This is a genomic window from Pseudomonas asturiensis, from assembly GCF_900143095.1.
Lineage (GTDB): Bacteria > Pseudomonadota > Gammaproteobacteria > Pseudomonadales > Pseudomonadaceae > Aquipseudomonas > Aquipseudomonas asturiensis.
The window spans coordinates 556095-570850 of sequence record NZ_FRDA01000001.1 but is presented as its reverse complement, the minus strand read 5'-3'; the positions used below and the strand labels follow the sequence as shown (position 1 = coordinate 570850).

13 protein-coding genes are annotated in these 14756 nt (G+C 60.6%); 3 read left to right on the top strand and 10 right to left on the bottom strand.

The window, feature by feature from the left end; all coding sequences use genetic code 11:
- Positions 1-15: 15 nt before the first annotated feature.
- The gene (locus BUB69_RS02560) at positions 16-696 is read left to right on the top strand and encodes a GntR family transcriptional regulator (RefSeq protein ID WP_073162137.1); all 681 of its coding nucleotides are present in this window, start codon (positions 16-18) and stop codon (positions 694-696) included.
- 24 nt (positions 697-720) lie between these two features.
- On the opposite strand, the gene BUB69_RS02555 is transcribed toward BUB69_RS02560, so the two are convergent.
- The 8 genes from BUB69_RS02555 to speB all read right to left on the bottom strand — a co-directional run bounded on the left by BUB69_RS02555 (position 721) and on the right by speB (position 10982).
- Complete coding sequence (locus tag BUB69_RS02555) at positions 721-2151, bottom strand: aldehyde dehydrogenase family protein (RefSeq protein WP_073162136.1); 1431 nt, start codon at positions 2149-2151, stop codon at positions 721-723.
- A gap of 59 nt (positions 2152-2210) precedes the next feature.
- A complete protein-coding gene (locus BUB69_RS02550; protein ID WP_073162135.1) occupies positions 2211-3812 on the bottom strand; it encodes a 5-guanidino-2-oxopentanoate decarboxylase in 1602 nt (533 codons plus the stop codon).
- Positions 3809-5326, bottom strand: a complete 1518-nt coding sequence (locus BUB69_RS02545; protein WP_073162250.1) for an amino acid ABC transporter permease/ATP-binding protein — start codon at positions 5324-5326, stop codon at positions 3809-3811. Before BUB69_RS02545 ends, BUB69_RS02550 begins: the two co-directional genes overlap by 4 nt.
- Before the next feature lie 266 nt (positions 5327-5592).
- Positions 5593-6387: a transporter substrate-binding domain-containing protein gene (locus BUB69_RS02540; protein ID WP_073162134.1), complete on the bottom strand. Its 795-nt coding sequence runs from the start codon at positions 6385-6387 to the stop codon at positions 5593-5595.
- 32 nt (positions 6388-6419) lie between these two features.
- Positions 6420-7457 (bottom strand): isopenicillin N synthase family dioxygenase, encoded by a 1038-nt coding sequence (locus BUB69_RS02535; protein ID WP_073162133.1) that lies wholly within the window; start codon positions 7455-7457, stop codon positions 6420-6422.
- On the bottom strand, positions 7454-8314 hold the full coding sequence (locus BUB69_RS02530) for a sugar phosphate isomerase/epimerase family protein (RefSeq protein ID WP_073162132.1): 861 nt from the start codon (positions 8312-8314) through the stop codon (positions 7454-7456). The genes BUB69_RS02535 and BUB69_RS02530 overlap by 4 nt, the downstream gene beginning before the upstream one ends.
- Positions 8315-8356: 42 nt before the next feature.
- Complete coding sequence (locus tag BUB69_RS02525) at positions 8357-9883, bottom strand: purine-cytosine permease family protein (protein WP_073162131.1); 1527 nt, start codon at positions 9881-9883, stop codon at positions 8357-8359.
- A 139-nt stretch (positions 9884-10022) separates the two neighbouring features.
- The gene (gene speB / locus BUB69_RS02520; RefSeq protein WP_073162130.1) at positions 10023-10982 is read right to left on the bottom strand and encodes an agmatinase; all 960 of its coding nucleotides are present in this window, start codon (positions 10980-10982) and stop codon (positions 10023-10025) included.
- Positions 10983-11214: 232 nt separating this feature from the next.
- On the opposite strand from speB, the gene BUB69_RS02515 reads away from it, so the two are divergent.
- Positions 11215-12105 (top strand): LysR family transcriptional regulator, encoded by an 891-nt coding sequence (locus BUB69_RS02515; protein ID WP_024696286.1) that lies wholly within the window; start codon positions 11215-11217, stop codon positions 12103-12105.
- Here the strand turns inward: BUB69_RS02515 and cysC are convergent.
- Entirely contained in the window at positions 12102-12689 is a 588-nt protein-coding gene (cysC, locus tag BUB69_RS02510) for an adenylyl-sulfate kinase (protein ID WP_073162129.1), read from the bottom strand. The two genes, BUB69_RS02515 and cysC, sit on opposite strands and share 4 nt — an antisense overlap.
- A 210-nt stretch (positions 12690-12899) precedes the next feature.
- Between cysC and BUB69_RS02505 the strand changes: the two genes are divergently transcribed.
- Positions 12900-14111, top strand: a complete 1212-nt coding sequence (locus tag BUB69_RS02505) for an MFS transporter (RefSeq protein ID WP_073162128.1) — start codon at positions 12900-12902, stop codon at positions 14109-14111.
- Positions 14112-14225: 114 nt separating this feature from the next.
- Here BUB69_RS02505 and BUB69_RS02500 read toward each other — a convergent pair whose 3' ends face one another.
- Positions 14226-14729: a glycoside hydrolase family 24 protein gene (locus tag BUB69_RS02500; protein WP_073162127.1), complete on the bottom strand. Its 504-nt coding sequence runs from the start codon at positions 14727-14729 to the stop codon at positions 14226-14228.
- Positions 14730-14756: the final 27 nt, after the last annotated feature.

Below are 14756 nucleotides of genomic sequence, written 5' to 3'. Positions count from 1 at the left end.
TTGGTCTTGTATAAAATGACGTCTTTTCACGAATCCATTGAAACGCACTCGCCCAGGCCTTCGGCTGTCGAGGCGCTGGCCGAAAAACTGAAAGCCCGAATCCTGAACGGTGACTTCGAGCCAGGCGAGTTTTTGCGTGATGTGAAAATGGCCGACGAGTACGAGGTCGCGCGCAACACCTTCCGAAGCGCCGCGCAGTTGCTCGTCGCGTTGGGATTACTGCTGAAGGTGCCCCATCGCGGCTTCTGCATCCCTGAGTTCGGGCCGAACGATATTGTGGACATTGCCAGGTTGCGAGGTGTTCTGGAAACCGAAGCGGTACGGATGATCATCCTCAACGGCGTCGTTCCAGCCGACGCCCTGAGTGCTGTGGAGAAACTGCGCAACGCACCTGCTGACGCGCCCCGTTCAGAAATCGTTACGGCAGATGGCGACTTCCATCGGGCAATCATCCGCGCCAGTGGCAGCCCGCGCTTGCAGCGCAGTTACGCGATGCTGGAAAGCGAGATTGAGCTGCTGCTCGTGTTGCAGCAGCCCTGCTACGAAGATCCCAAGCAGATCATTGCCGATCACGAGCACTTGATCGAGTGCCTGCGCAGCAGGGACTTCGAAACCGCTCGCACAGCGTTCGTCGAGCACTGGGAAGACTTGAGCACGAAGCTGCTGCGTGCGAATTTCGAGCGTCGGCGCTCCTGACTGCTGGGTCTGCGTGTTGACCTACTATCCCACACACCGCGTCACATGCTTGACCGACTGATAGGCAGCCAGCCCCCAGGGACCTAGCTCACGCCCGATGCCGCTGCCCTTGGTGCCGCCCCAGGACGTTTCGACGAAAACCGCCTGAATCGAATTGATCCACACATGGCCGACGTCCAGTGCATCAGCGACCCGTTCGGCACGCTCAACGTCTGCACTGGCAACGGTGGCCACCAGACCGAAGCGACTGTCATTGGCCAGGGCGATGGCCTCGTCTTCAGTGCTGAAACGTCGGGTGCATAGCACCGGGCCGAAGATCTCTTCACGCCACAACCGACTCCCATCGGGCACATCGGTGTACAGCGTCGGGCTGACGAACCAGCCCTGACCTTGCGGTTCGGCACCTGCGCCTGCAAGACAACTCAGCCCTTCCCCTTCAGCGACGGCGAAGTACTCGCGCACCTTGAGCCACTGCGCCTCGCTGGTCAGCGGCCCCATGTCCACTTCGCCGACCATGGGATTACCTACCCGCAGGTTCTGGAAAGCGGCCTGCAGACGCGGGATCAACGCTTCGGCGATGCCGTCCTGAATCAGCAAACGCGAGGTGGCCGAGCACATTTGCCCGGCGTTCCAGCAGATACCCGCCACAATCCATTCCACGGCCTGATCCAGATCGCAGTCATCGAACACGATAAACGCCGATTTACCGCCCAGTTCGAGGGTCACTGGCCGATAATGAGTCGCCGAGCTGCGCATCACCTGCGTGCCGACGGCATTGCTCCCCGTGAACGACAGTTTGTCCAGGCCCGCGTGATTGCTCAGCGCTGCGCCGGTCTCGGCTTTGCCATTGATGATGTTCAGCACACCGTCCGGCAACCCCAAGTGTTCGGCGATCTGGCCATAGGTCTGCTCGATCAGCGGCGTGATTTCCGATGGTTTGAGCACCACCGTACAACCCGCTGCCAAGGCCGGTGCGAGCTTCCAGGCGCTGGTCACCAATGGGAAATTCCACGGTACGATCAAGCCGACCACGCCCACCGCTTCCAGGCGCGTGCGTGAGCTGAAGCCGGGCACGGACAGTTCAACGTGGCGATGTGAGGGCTGGCTTTCGATCAGGTTAGCGTAATAGCTGAAGGTCGCTACAGCATCGTCCAGATCCACTTCGGCCTCATGGCGCGGTTTGCCGTTATTACGCATCTGCAGCGCGATCAATGCCTCCCGGCGCTGAACGAGCTGCCCTGCAAAGCTGCGCAGGACACCCGCCCTGTGGGTCACTGTCGTTGCCTTCCATTCAGGCAGCGCGGCACGCGCGGCTGCCACGGCGTGATCGACCTGCGCAGTGCTGGCCGAAACCAGCTCAGCGAAAGGCTCGCCAAGGGACGGATCGTACACGGTGAGGACATCGTTGCCCTCGCCTGCCAGCCATCGACCGTTGATGTAATGCGGGGTATTCATCGAGCAGCGCTCCTCGAAACAACGATTGAGGGCCTCGACAAGGCCCTCTCACTCAGGATTTAGGGTGCAAAAGGTGCAGCTTCGTTGACTTCGATGATCAACGGCCGGTCGCTCGGTGCTTCGCGCAGCAGCGTTTGCAGGTGCGCATGATCGCGGGCGCGCTCGGCCAGGCAGCCGAACCCTCGGGCGATGGTCAAAAAGTCCGGGGTATAGATGTCTACGCCCAGCGGCGTGATAGCGCGACGCTCCATATAGCGTTTGATCTCGCCATACCCCTGGTTATTCCACAGGAGCACGATGATTCCCACCCGCGCTTCCACCGCACTGGCCAGTTCCGGCAACGTGAACTGAAGGCCGCCATCCCCCATCAGACTGATCACAGGCACCGTCGGGTCGGCAAGCTTCGCACCGATCGCTGCGGGCAGACCGTAACCCAGCGTGCCGTAACCGGTCGATGCATTGAACCAGCGTCGCGGGCTGTCGAGGTCGACCAGGTGATTACCGCTGTAAACGGTCTGGGTCGAATCGCCGACAAAGCGCGAGTCGGGCAACACCTCAAGGATGCAGTCGAACAACCTCCGGTAATGCGCCCAACCCCTAAAGTCTTCAGCCAGTTGCCTGCGAACCTCGGCGGCCTGTTGTGCGCCCGGGCTGTCGGTACGTGCGGGGCGAGGCGGCAAGGCGTCCAGCAGCGCCTGCATGGCATACCTGGCATCGCTGACAATCGAAAGACTGGGCGTATGGTTGCGGGTCAGCTGTGCAGCATCGATGTCGATACGAATCAGCTCGCCGCCCAAGCGGAAGTTACCGTCAAACACCACGTCGTAATCGGTTTCGCCCAGTTCGGTGCCGATTGCCAGTACCACATCGGCGTCCAGCGCCAGTTGCCTTACGGGAATCAGCGACTGGTTGCTGCCGATCAATAACGGATGATCACTCGGCAACACGCCCTTGGCGTTAATGGTCAGCGCCGTGGGGGCATCGAGACGAATGGCCAGCTCGCGCGCTTCGTGCATGGCCTCCACGCAACCACCGCCCAGCAGCAAAAGCGGTCGTTTGGCGTTCTGCAGGCGAGTGGCCGCTTCCTGGATCGTTGCCGGGTCGGGTGTTGGGCGGGCGATCACCTGGCGCGGGCGCACCTGCAGGTGATCCGCAGCCGCCGTGATGATGTCCAGCGGTAACTCAATGTGTACCGGTCGCGGTCGCTGGCTGTCGAACACTGCAAACGCCCTGGCCAGGACATCGGGCAGTTCGTCGACGCTCATCAGTGTATGGCTGAAGGCGCTGACGCCCGCGACCATTGCACGCTGGTCGGGCAGTTCGTGCAGGTAGCCGTTGCCCAGTCCGAGCCGTGCGCGTTCGTTTACGCTGGAGATCACCAGCATCGGGATCGAGTCGGCGTAGGCCTGCCCCATCGCCGTGAGAATGTTGGTCATGCCCGGCCCGGTGATGATGAAACATACGCCGGGTTTGCCACTGACCCTGGCGTAACCGTCAGCCATGAACCCTGCGCCCTGCTCATGGCGCGGGGTGATATGGCGAATGCTGCTGGCGGGCAGACCGCGATACAGCTCGACGGTGTGCACGCCGGGGATGCCAAACACCGTGTCAACGCCCCAGGCCTGCAGCTGTTTGACGAGAAACTCTCCACAGGTGCTCATGCGATTGCCTCCTGTTCCAGGCCGATAAAGCGCCGCACCCGCTCGTGACCCGTGCTACGGATGTCTGCTGGTGATGCATCTGCGGCGACGTGTCCGTTTTCCATGAACACAATGCGGTCGGAAATCGACAGTGCGAAATCCATCTCGTGGGTGACGATCAGCATGGTCATGCCCTCTTCTGCCAGGTCACGAATGACGTTGAGTACGTCGCCCACCAGTTCAGGATCAAGCGCCGAGGTCGGCTCGTCGAACAGCATGATGTCCGGCTCCATGGCCAGTGCGCGGGCGATGGCGACGCGCTGTTGCTGGCCGCCCGACAGCTGATGCGGGTATTTGTCGGCCTGGGCCAGCAGGCCGACCCGCTCGAGCAACGTATGCCCCTTGCTGCGCAGCTCTCGGGTACTGGCCAGTCCGTGGTAACGCGGGGCCAGAATCACGTTGTCGAGAATGGTGCGGTGCGGGAACAGGTTGAAGTTCTGGAACACCATGCCGATGCGCCGGATGCCCTGGCGGATGACAGGCGAGTCCGGGTGCTTGCCAGCGGCAATGTAGTCATTGCCGAACAACACAATCTCGCCCTTGTCGATGCTCTCAAGGGTGTTGATCGTTCGAATCAGCGACGTCTTGCCGGAGCCCGAGGGGCCGATAATGGAAATCACCTCACCTGGGCGCACGGTCAGATCGATGCCTTTGAGCACCTCATGACTCCCGTAGCGTTTGTGAATGCTGCGCAGCGACAAGGCGTCGGCCTGGTCAGCGATCTTTTCCGCACGGGGTTTGCCCTGTGCGGCCGGTTGGCGCAACGCAGCGACCTCGCTGTCATTCAGGGTCTGGGCGTTCTTGCGCGCCAGGTCCAGATGCCGCTCGGCCCACTGAAGCACCCAACCGAACACCGTGACGATGAGCACGTAATACACGGCCACGGCAGCGAGGGTTTCGAGCACCAGAAAGTTCTGCGCGTACAGGCGCTGACCGACCAGCAACAGTTCGTTCAGGGAGATCACCGAGACCAGCGAGGTGAGTTTGACGATGGTCACGTATTCGTTGGTCAGTGTCGGCAAGGCGATGCGAATCGCCTGTGGAATGATCACCAGCCGTTGCGCGCCGAGCCCGCGCACACCCAAGGCCTTGGCGGCTTCACGCTGCCCTTTGAGCACCGACAGCAATCCGCCGCGATGGATTTCAGCCATGTACGCAGTCTCCGTCAGTACCAGCGCGATGAGCCCTGAATAGAAAGGCTGAGACAGCACGCTGCCCGCCGATGGAAACAGCTGCGGCAGGTTGTAGACGAACACCAGCAACACCAACAGCGGAATGCTGCGAAACAGCCAGATATAAAAACTTGCCGGCAAACGCAGCCAGGCGTGGCTGGACAGTTTGGCGCTGGCGAGCACGAAGCCCAGCGCAAGCCCCAGCGTCCACGACAGCGTGCTCAACTGAACCACGGTGAGGCAGGCTTTCCAGAAAGCGGAAAAGGAAAACAGTGAGAAGAAATAAGCCCAATCGAATGCCATGTTGACCTCGGTGCAGCGGGTGAAGGTGATGGCCGGTGTAGCTGTGGCGTTGAGGAGCGAATGTCGCGTCGAGCGCAAGATTGCTGCTCAGCTGACAATGCGTTATCCACTGTGCAAACGCATTTCCCGTGGGAGGCGGCTTGCCGGCGATGGCGTCAGTCCAGTCACTGCAAAGTCGCCTTCAATATTGCATCGCCGGCAAGCCGCCTCCCACAGTGGGTGTTTGCTGTGCGACCTAGTTGTCTCAGGACCACAGCGCTACTGAGTCACGCAGGCTCAAGGTTGTACTTTTTGAGAAGCTCGCTGTACTCGCTGCTCTTCTTCCATGCGTCCACAGCACTGCGCATCTGCTCCACCAGCTCGGCATTGCCTTTCTTCACGTAGATACCCAGCGTTTGTGGATACAGCGCTTTCTGCGAGCTGATCAGGATGCGCCCACGGGCCTTGTCGATGATCATCTGCGCGGCAGCGGAGATTTCCAGGTGCGCCTGAATATTGCCGGACATCAGCGCCTGTGACGCCTCGGCGGTGGTCGGGAATTCGCTGATTGCGATCTCGCCCTTGTTCTGTTTTGCACAGTAATCGGCGGACACCGCTTTTAGCTGGTTGATCCAGTTGGTGCCTTGCTGAAGGCCGACTTTCATACCGCACAAGTCTTCCGGCTGCTGCGGCTTGCTGGTGTTGTCGCTGCGCACCATGATGGCGGCACCGACTTGCGCGTAAGGGATCGCGTCGGCCTGTTTGGTACGTTCTTCAGTGATGTACATACCGGAAATGATGGTGTCGAAGCGGTTGGCGTTCAGCCCCAGGATCAGGTTAGGAAAACGGGTATCGACAAACTCGACCTTCAGGCCGCCCAACTGCTTGGCCAGCGCAGTGGAAACCTCCGGGTCGAAGCCTACGACCTTGTCGCCATCGTAGGATTCGAACGGCGGATAGGAAATCTCCATACCCACCTTGAGCGTGCCGGGTGTGGCGGTGGGGGCTGCATGAACGGCACCGGCAAAGAGGGCCAGACCCAGAACCGAAGTGGCAAGGCGCGAAAGCGTGGTGTTTTGCATAGTAGTCATTCCAGATTGAGGGAAACGGCAGGTCACGAAGTCACGCTCTGGTTTTTCAGGTGCCCGAAGCTTGATGGCTTTCTGGCGCGTTCCGGCAGGGCAAGTTGCCCGCTGGCGACGCGCTGGCGAAGGTATTGATAGGTTTGCAAAGCCTGGGCCCACATGTGCTCGCCGATGGCGATTTCCTCATAACCCTCTCCGGCAGCAGCAAACTGCGGCAGAGGCTTGATCAGCGTGTGGTAGTCGCAGGCATAAAACAGCGGGAAGGAATAGCGCTCTTGTCGGACCTTGCGCACTCGGTGCGCAGTGGCGACGAAAGTGCCGCTTGTCATGACTTCAAGCATGTCGCCGATGTTGACCACGAAGGCGTCCGGCAGTGGCGGCGCATCGATCCATTCGCCCTGTTCGTTCATGACCTCAAGCCCGGGCTGATCGGCCTTGAGAATGGTGAAGCACTCGTAATCGGTGTGCGCGCCAATGCCAGGGGCGTCCTCGGCCGTGGCGTCGAACGGGTAATGGATCAGGCGCAGCTTTGAAGGCGGGAAACAGGCCATTTCATCGAAGAAATGCTCGTTCAGGCCCAAGGCCAGGGCAAAGCCGCGAAACAGCTGATGCCCCAAGGCGAATACCGCCTGGTAATAGGCTTGCACGGCGGCCTGAAATCCAGGCAAGGTCGGCCAGTCATTCGGGCCCAGCAACGGCGTGCCTGCGATCACCAGAGGGTTATCGGCGGGCACTTCAAAGCCGACATCGAACGCTTCCTTATGGTCCGGTCTGCCGGTGCCGTAGACCTCTTCCCCTTCCGGCACGAAACCTTTGTGGGTCTGCGAGGCGCCGATGTAGTGACGCATCTTGGCGTCGATGGGCTGGGCGAAATACTGCTCGGCTGCGCGATGCAGGTTGTCGATCAGCGCAGGCTCGATACCGTGGCCGGTGATGTACAGAAAGCCCACATGACGGGCAGCCTCGCCCAGCGCCTGGGCCACGGCCTGGCGATCTTCAAGGCGTTCGCTGGACAAGCCCTGGATATCGACCACCGGAATACGGGTGAAAGCGGGACGTTCACTCATGACTGCGGCCTCACGGTTTGGTTGACGACGGTGTTGAAATGCTCGCGTTCGGTGCGTCCCATCCAGGCGTTGAGGCTCCACAGATCCGCCACCGGCACATCGGTAAACGGTAAGTGATGCAGGTAACCATCGGGACCGAACTCCGGGGTCAGGGTCGTGCCGGTATACCCGCGCGCCGCTTGGGATTTCCAGATATCGACCCAGTGTTGCTGATGAAACGCCAGCGCCTGGGCATACTCGGGCGCTGCCGGGTGAGGCACCTGAGGGCCCTGGTCATATCCGACTCGCGCCTGAATGTGGTGCACACGCTCGACAAAGGCGCGCAGATCGTCGGCGGGGTCATTCAACAGGCGTTCGCACGTCACCACCCAATGACTGATGTCGCTGGTAAAACGCAGGTCCGGGACTTGCTCGATCAATTGCAGCGTCAGCCAGGGATTGAACAGCGAGCGCGCCCGGTGCGTCTCGAAACTGCACATCAAGCCGCTGCGAGCAGCGATCTGTAGCGCCTCACCAAAAAAGTCCACTTGCTGCGCCAAGGGCCAGCGATCGTTGCCAGCCAGCACGTTGACGAAGCGTGGCTCAAGCTCCGCCGCCAGCTGCAACTTACGGGCAAAATCTGCCAGATGTTCGGCAGGCGTTGCAGACTGCAGCGGGAGCACGGGGGTAGAGGTAAACAGAATGGCGATGTAAGGCACCCGGTTGTCGCGCAAAAACTCAGCGAACGCGGCACGCTCCGCATTCGCTTCGGGTATACGCGCTTCGAACCCGTCAAAGCCTGCGGCGCGGGCCTCGTCCAGCGCCTGCTGCCACGTCCCGCGATACCCCCACAACGTGCGAAAGATTTCCAGCTTCATGAGCATGCCTCATCAGTAGTGCCCGGTCGGGCGCAGCGCGGATCACGAATGAACGGGGGCCGGTTGTGCGGCGTTGCTCATGGCCTTGCCGCCGAGCATCGGGTGGGCCCCGTTGGGACCGTATACACCGGCAGGTTCGGGGAAGGTACGCAGCAAGGTCAGGTACAGCAGCGTCGCCAGGCCAAGGGTGATCAGCAGGCTGATATCAATGCCGCCTGCCAGATCGCCCAGCGGGCCGACGAACTGCCCCGGCAGGTTGACGAAGCACAGGCCTATGGCCGCACTGGGAATCCAGGCACCCAGCCCGCGCCAGTTCCAGCCATTCTGAAACCAGTAGTGCCCGCCGCGTTGACCACGGGTGAAGACTTGCAGGTCATCCGAGTGATAGAAACCACGGCGACTGATCAGACCGAGGATCATGACCACCATCCACGGACTGGTGCAGGTAATGATCAGCACTGCGAAGGTCGACACGCTCTGCACCAGATTGAACGTGAAGCGACCGACGAAGATAAAGGCGATGGCGGCCACACCGATCAACAACGTCGCCCCGGCGCGACTCAGCAGGCGCGGGAAGATGCTCGACATGTCCAGTCCCGTGCCGTAGAGCGCAGTGGTCCCTGTGGATAGCCCCCCGATCACGGCAATCAGGCACTCCGGCAGAAAGAACCAGCCTGGTGAAATGGCCAGCAAACCGCCGACGTAATTGTTGGTTTCGATGTACTGCGGCGCCTGACTGGCAACGAGCGTCGCCGTGCACAGCCCGAACAGAAAGGGAATCAGCGTACCGGCTTGCGCTGCCAAAACGGCCAGCATGATTCGCTTTTGCGACGTTTCACGCGGAATGTAACGCGACCAGTCCCCCAGAAAAGCACCAAAGGACACCGGATTGCTCATCGCCAGCAGCGCCGCGCCGACAAAGGCGGCCCAAAAACCTTGCTGCTGAAGGTTGACGCTGCCGGCATAGCCCGAATCGAAAGACCCGGAAAATGCGAAAATACCCAGCAGGAACAATAAACTGGACGCCCACACTGCGATCTTGTTGACCCACAACATGAAGCGGAAACCGAAGATGCACACCACCAGCACCAACACCGCAAACAGTCCATAGGACAGGCCCAGGCTCAAGTCGTTTTCCGGCAGGCCAACCAGGCGCTGTGCCCCACCGACCAACGCATCACCTGAGCTCCACACAGAAAGAGAGAAGAACGCTACGGCTGTCAGCAACGACAGAAACGATCCGATGATGCGCCCATGAACCCCGAAATGTGCGCCGGAAGACACCGCGTTATTGGTGCCGTTGAGCGCACCGAACAGCCCCATCGGCGCGAGGATCAAAGCCCCTACGGCCACCCCGAGCACAATCGCCCAGAACCCGGCCTGAAACGACAACCCGAACAGCACGGGGAAACTGCCCAGCACTGCCGTGGAAAAGGTGTTGGCACCGCCGAAGATCAGACGAAACAGATCCAGCGGGCGTGCATGTCGCTGGCTGTCGGGGATCTGCTCGACGCCCCAGGTTTCGATTCGGGTTTTGTCGGGTTTTTCGGCACGCGTCGAATGGCTCATGTGTCGCTCCAGCACCTGTCACGGTTGTTGTAAGGCCAGCGCAGGCACGCTAACCCTTTATGGCCGCCCGTTAACCCCGGGCGGAGGGTCGATCTGATTATTCTTCTGCCACACCTGATCGGTGTTCATGCCCAAAGGCTCAACGGCGAACCACGCCCGGCAGCACGCACAGCATTTCATAAAGCAGGTTGGCGCCCAGCAGCGAGGTATTGCCGGTGGTGTCGTACGGCGGCGACACTTCCACCAGGTCGCAGCCAATCAGGTCCAGGCCGTGGCAGCCGCGAATGATCTCCAGCGCCTGAATGGTCGTCAGCCCCCCCACTTCCGGCGTGCCTGTGCCCGGCGCCCAGGCAGGATCGATACCGTCGATGTCGAACGACAGATACACCGGGCCACCGCCGACTTTCTCGCGCACCTCAGCCATCAGCGGCGCCAACGACTGATGCCAGCACTCCTCGGCCTGCACCACGCGGAAACCCTGCTTGCGGCTCCAGTTGAAATCTTCCGCGGTGTAACCCTGTGCGCGCAGGCCGATCTGCACCACGCGCTCGCTGTCCAGCAAGCCTTCTTCCTGAGCGCGGCGGAATGTCGTGCCGTGGGCGATCTTCTCGCCGAACATGTGGTCGTTGACGTCGGCATGGGCATCAATGTGCACCAGCCCGACCTTGCCGTGTTTCTTATGAATGGCGCGCAGAATCGGCAGGGTCAGGGTGTGGTCACCCCCCAGCGTCAGCGGGATGATGCCGTGGCCCAGAATCCGGTCGTACGCCTCTTCGATGATGCGCACCGAATCGAGCAGGTTGAAGGTGTTGATCGCCACATCGCCGATGTCAGCCACGTTCAGCGAATCGAACGGCGCGGCCCCGGTGGCCATGTTGTAAGGACGAATCATCACCGATTCGGCACGGATGCCTCGCGGCCCGAAGCGGGTGCCGGGGCGCAGCGAGGTGCCGACATCCAGCGGAATACCCACGAAAGCGGCGTCCAGACGATCCAGTTCTTCAGGGTTTTGCACATGGGGCAGGCGCAGCATGGTGGCGATACCGCCAAAACGGGGCATCTCATTGCCGCCCAGGGGCTGGTGGAAAGTCTGGTCCACAAGTGGCCTCACGTCGTTCGATAAATGTGAGGCCATTCTGGTGAGGGCCAGTGGACAGAAGAATCGCTGCCAGCAAATACTTGGTTCAGAGATTTCTAAACTATCGCCCGACACAATCGACCCGCGCGCAGCCTTCTTTTGCGGCGCGGCAGGCCCAACCTTCGCCAACACAACACTTGCCAGCGCAGCCGCCTTCAATAGACTGCCAGCAGACTCAACCTCTGGAGCACCTATGTCTTCTGCCCTGCCCGACCTCAAGCTGCTGCGCATCTTCGCCTGCGTGGTACGCCACCAGGGCTTTGCGGCAGCGCAACAGGAGCTCAATCTTTCCACTTCGGCGATCAGCACTTACATGAGTCAGCTCGAAACCCACCTGGGTCTGGTGCTGTGTCATCGCGGCCGTGGCGGATTCAACCTGACCAGCAAAGGCGAACTCTTTCACCAGGAAACCTTGCGATTGCTGGCGGAGCTGGAAGGCTTCGAACGCTACAGCGCCGCGCTCAAGGGCGAACTGCGCGGCACCCTGAACCTGGGCGTACTCGACTCGACCGTCAGCGACCCGGCCTTGCCGTTGGCCGATGTCATCGGTGCCTACAGCAAGGAGCATCCTGCGGTGCACTTGCACCTTTCAGTACTCAGCCCCGCGCAACTGCAACTGGGCGTCCTGGAGAACCGCGTGGATCTGGCGATCGGCTCTTTCTCGATCCGCATGAATGGTTTGATGTATCAAGCGCTCTATCGCGAGCAACACTGGCTGTACTGCAGTGACCGGCACGAGCTGTTCGAGCAGCGCCGTATCCCGGCGGAAGTCATCACCCAACAGCGCATGGTCGGCCGCGGCTACTGGAGTCAGGCCGAGCTGGCCCGCCATGGCTTCAAGGACAGCGCCGCAACCGTGGAGTCCATGGAGGCGCAACTGATTCTGGTGCTGTCCGGTGCCTACATCGGCTATCTGCCGGAACACTATGCGCAATTCTGGGTGGATCAGAAGCGGCTGAAGGTCTTGTTGCCCACGACGTTCGGGCATCAGGCGCCGTTCTCGCTGGCCTTGCGACGTGGACGAGCGAGAGAGCCGTTGATTCAGAGCTTTCGGGATCGGTTGAAGGGCTGGTTTGACGGTTAGTCAACGGGCACGCCTGGCAGCATGCCGGATGACAGTCCCATCGCTCGCTTGAGCAGTGCGTCGAGAATCCATTCGCTGTCGGCATGTTCACTGTCGTAGCTGAATTCGGCCTGTTGTGGCACTTCGAACGGGGCGTCCCAGCCTGTGAGGTTATGCAGTTCACCCCGCCGGGCGCGTCCGTACAGCCCTTTAGGGTCACGACGCATACATTCCTTCAGGGACGTCGACACATGGACTTCAGTAAACAGACCCTCGGCAAACAGGCCTCTCACTCGCTGGCGATCCTCCGCGAAGGGTGAGACAAAGGCGCAGATCACGTGCAGCCCTGCACGCTGTAAAAGCGCAGCCACTTCCCCGGCGCGACGAATATTCTCCCGACGCCCTTGATCATCCATTCCCAGGTCGGCACACAAGCCACGCCGCAGCTCATCGCCGTCGAGTACCACCGCGCCCTGCCCGGCCAGCTTCAGGCGCTGTTCCAGCGCACGGGCCAGGGTCGTCTTGCCCGCTGCCGGCAATCCGGTAAGCCAGAAAACATGTGATGGGGTACACCGGGTGACGTGATCGGTTGCATCGGCGGTCATCTGTCCAGACATCCTGTTTGGTCAATTGCGTTCGAAGAATACGTCAAGACGTTGCGAATATCAGCCGCGCTGACGCGATCGGATCACGCGGCGGGCTGCACCCTGGCGCCAGTATGATGCCGGGTGAATAACAATATGCCTGAGGTTGATTTGACCATCAGGTCAACATTCCCTAACGTGACCGGCCCTTTTCCCCGGCCCGAGACACTGATGACTACCCGCTCCAAACTGCCTCCAACCGTCTACCTGCTGGGTCTGACGATATTTTCTCTGGTCACTGCCGAGTTCATGGTTGCCGGAATGATGCCAGCGCTGGCCGAGGCGTTTTCCGTCAGCCTGGCGCAGGTTGGCAATCTGATTGCTTACTACGCGCTGGGCATGGCGCTGGGCGGTCCCCCCGTCACGGTGTTATTGCTGTCCAGAGGTATCAGCAACAAGCGCGCGCTGGTCTGGCTGCTGACCTGTTACGTGGTCGCGGGAGCCGTTGCTGCGGCAGCCCCCAGTTATCCGGTGCTGGCGGTTGCGCGCATCATCATGGGCATTTCCAGTGCCGTGTGTATCGGCTTGTGCATGACCATCTGCGCCGGGCTGGTGGCGCCCGAAGGGCGTGGGCGCGCGGTGTCTGTGGTGCTGGCCGGGCTGATGCTCTCTCCTGTGGTCGGCGTGCCGATGACCACCTGGGTGGAGCAGCATGTCGGCTGGCGTGCCAGCTCTTGGGCGGTGGTTGCGCTCGCATTGCTGTGTACGGTTCTGGCGACAAGACGCTTGCCTGCCATTCAAAAAGGCGGTGAACCTCCATTGAGTCAGCAATGGGCAGGCTTGAAAAATCCCACGCTGTGGGGCGCCTATGTCACCAGCGGCCTGATCATCGGCGGCACTTTCGCAGCGTTCAGCTATTGCACACCGATCCTGATCCATGAAGTAGGCATTGCGCCGAGTCTGGTTGCCCCGGTGCTCGCTGTCTACGGCGTTGCCAATCTGATGGGCAACATGATCGTCGGCCGTTTCGCGGATCGTCACACCTTCCCGGTCCTCGCCTGGGGACTGGCGCTGATGGTGCTCGTACTGGGCGGCTTTGCGTTGGCCGGTGACCATACGTGGCTGAACCTGGGCTGTTTCTTTGCACTGGGACTGACGGGCGTTGCCTTGAACCCGGCAATGGTTGCGCGGGTAATGAAGGCCGCGGAGCCTGCGGCAATGGTCAACATTCTGCATACCTCGGTCATCACGGCTGGCCTGGCGTTTGGCAGCTGGGCCGGCGGTGCTGTGATTGATGGCGGGTATGGGTTGCGTTCGCCCCTGTGGGTTGGCGCGGCGATGGCGCTGGTGGGGTTGTTGAGTCTGGTACCGGCGATGAAACGGGTAAAACGTGACGATGCGGTTTCAGGGCGCGCCCAGTGCGTGTCTGACCTGCCGTCATAATTCTCGGCGGGTGCGCGAACCAGGACGCACCCGCCCATCAGCAAGTGGTAATGACCGATAAATCACTCTCAGGTCATGTCCAGATAGCCGTTTTGGAATGGCTGCATGACGCGATCAAACCCTTGTGCCGCCGGCACTTTCATAAGCCCTGATCAGGCTGCTGAAGGATTCCTGATGCTGATCGTAGTGATTGCCCGGCAAGCTCGCCCAAATGTTGGAGCATCGGGCTATTGCCACTGAAAGGTGGCCCGACTGAATAAACGCAAACGCTCGTTGTTCGCGGATTTGCTGGATGGCCACACGGTCCTGATTCAATGGACCGAAACCTTCAAGCTTCATGTGCTTGCGGTAATAACACCAGTAACGGTAAAGCAACTGATAGCGCCCCGCGGCCGTGGATTTGAGGCCATGGCTGTTGACGGTTACCAACACGTCAGGATGTTCGGGATGCTCCGAGTAGTCATTAAAGGTGTTAGGGCTATTGAAACCTCCTACGACTACGTCATACCCATCGTCGAACGTGTGAGGGCTCGTCGATGTTCCTTCCGCGAAGGCAAGCATGTCGAGAAATGCAAGCACGTTCTGACCGCCTGCTTCGGCTGCTGTGATGACTGGCATGATGAACTCCGAACACTGAGGCTGATA

Coding starts and splice junctions, on each gene's coding strand:
- BUB69_RS02560 (WP_073162137.1), top strand. CDS start 16: ATGACGTCTTTTCACGAATCCATTGAAACGCACTCGCCCAGGCCTTCG.
- BUB69_RS02555 (WP_073162136.1), bottom strand. CDS start 2,151: ATGAATACCCCGCATTACATCAACGGTCGATGGCTGGCAGGCGAGGGC.
- BUB69_RS02550 (WP_073162135.1), bottom strand. CDS start 3,812: ATGAGCACCTGTGGAGAGTTTCTCGTCAAACAGCTGCAGGCCTGGGGC.
- BUB69_RS02545 (WP_073162250.1), bottom strand. CDS start 5,326: ATGGCATTCGATTGGGCTTATTTCTTCTCACTGTTTTCCTTTTCCGCT.
- BUB69_RS02540 (WP_073162134.1), bottom strand. CDS start 6,387: ATGCAAAACACCACGCTTTCGCGCCTTGCCACTTCGGTTCTGGGTCTG.
- BUB69_RS02535 (WP_073162133.1), bottom strand. CDS start 7,457: ATGAGTGAACGTCCCGCTTTCACCCGTATTCCGGTGGTCGATATCCAG.
- BUB69_RS02530 (WP_073162132.1), bottom strand. CDS start 8,314: ATGAAGCTGGAAATCTTTCGCACGTTGTGGGGGTATCGCGGGACGTGG.
- BUB69_RS02525 (WP_073162131.1), bottom strand. CDS start 9,883: ATGAGCCATTCGACGCGTGCCGAAAAACCCGACAAAACCCGAATCGAA.
- BUB69_RS02515 (WP_024696286.1), top strand. CDS start 11,215: ATGTCTTCTGCCCTGCCCGACCTCAAGCTGCTGCGCATCTTCGCCTGC.
- cysC (WP_073162129.1), bottom strand. CDS start 12,689: ATGACCGCCGATGCAACCGATCACGTCACCCGGTGTACCCCATCACAT.
- BUB69_RS02505 (WP_073162128.1), top strand. CDS start 12,900: ATGACTACCCGCTCCAAACTGCCTCCAACCGTCTACCTGCTGGGTCTG.
- BUB69_RS02500 (WP_073162127.1), bottom strand. CDS start 14,729: ATGCCAGTCATCACAGCAGCCGAAGCAGGCGGTCAGAACGTGCTTGCA.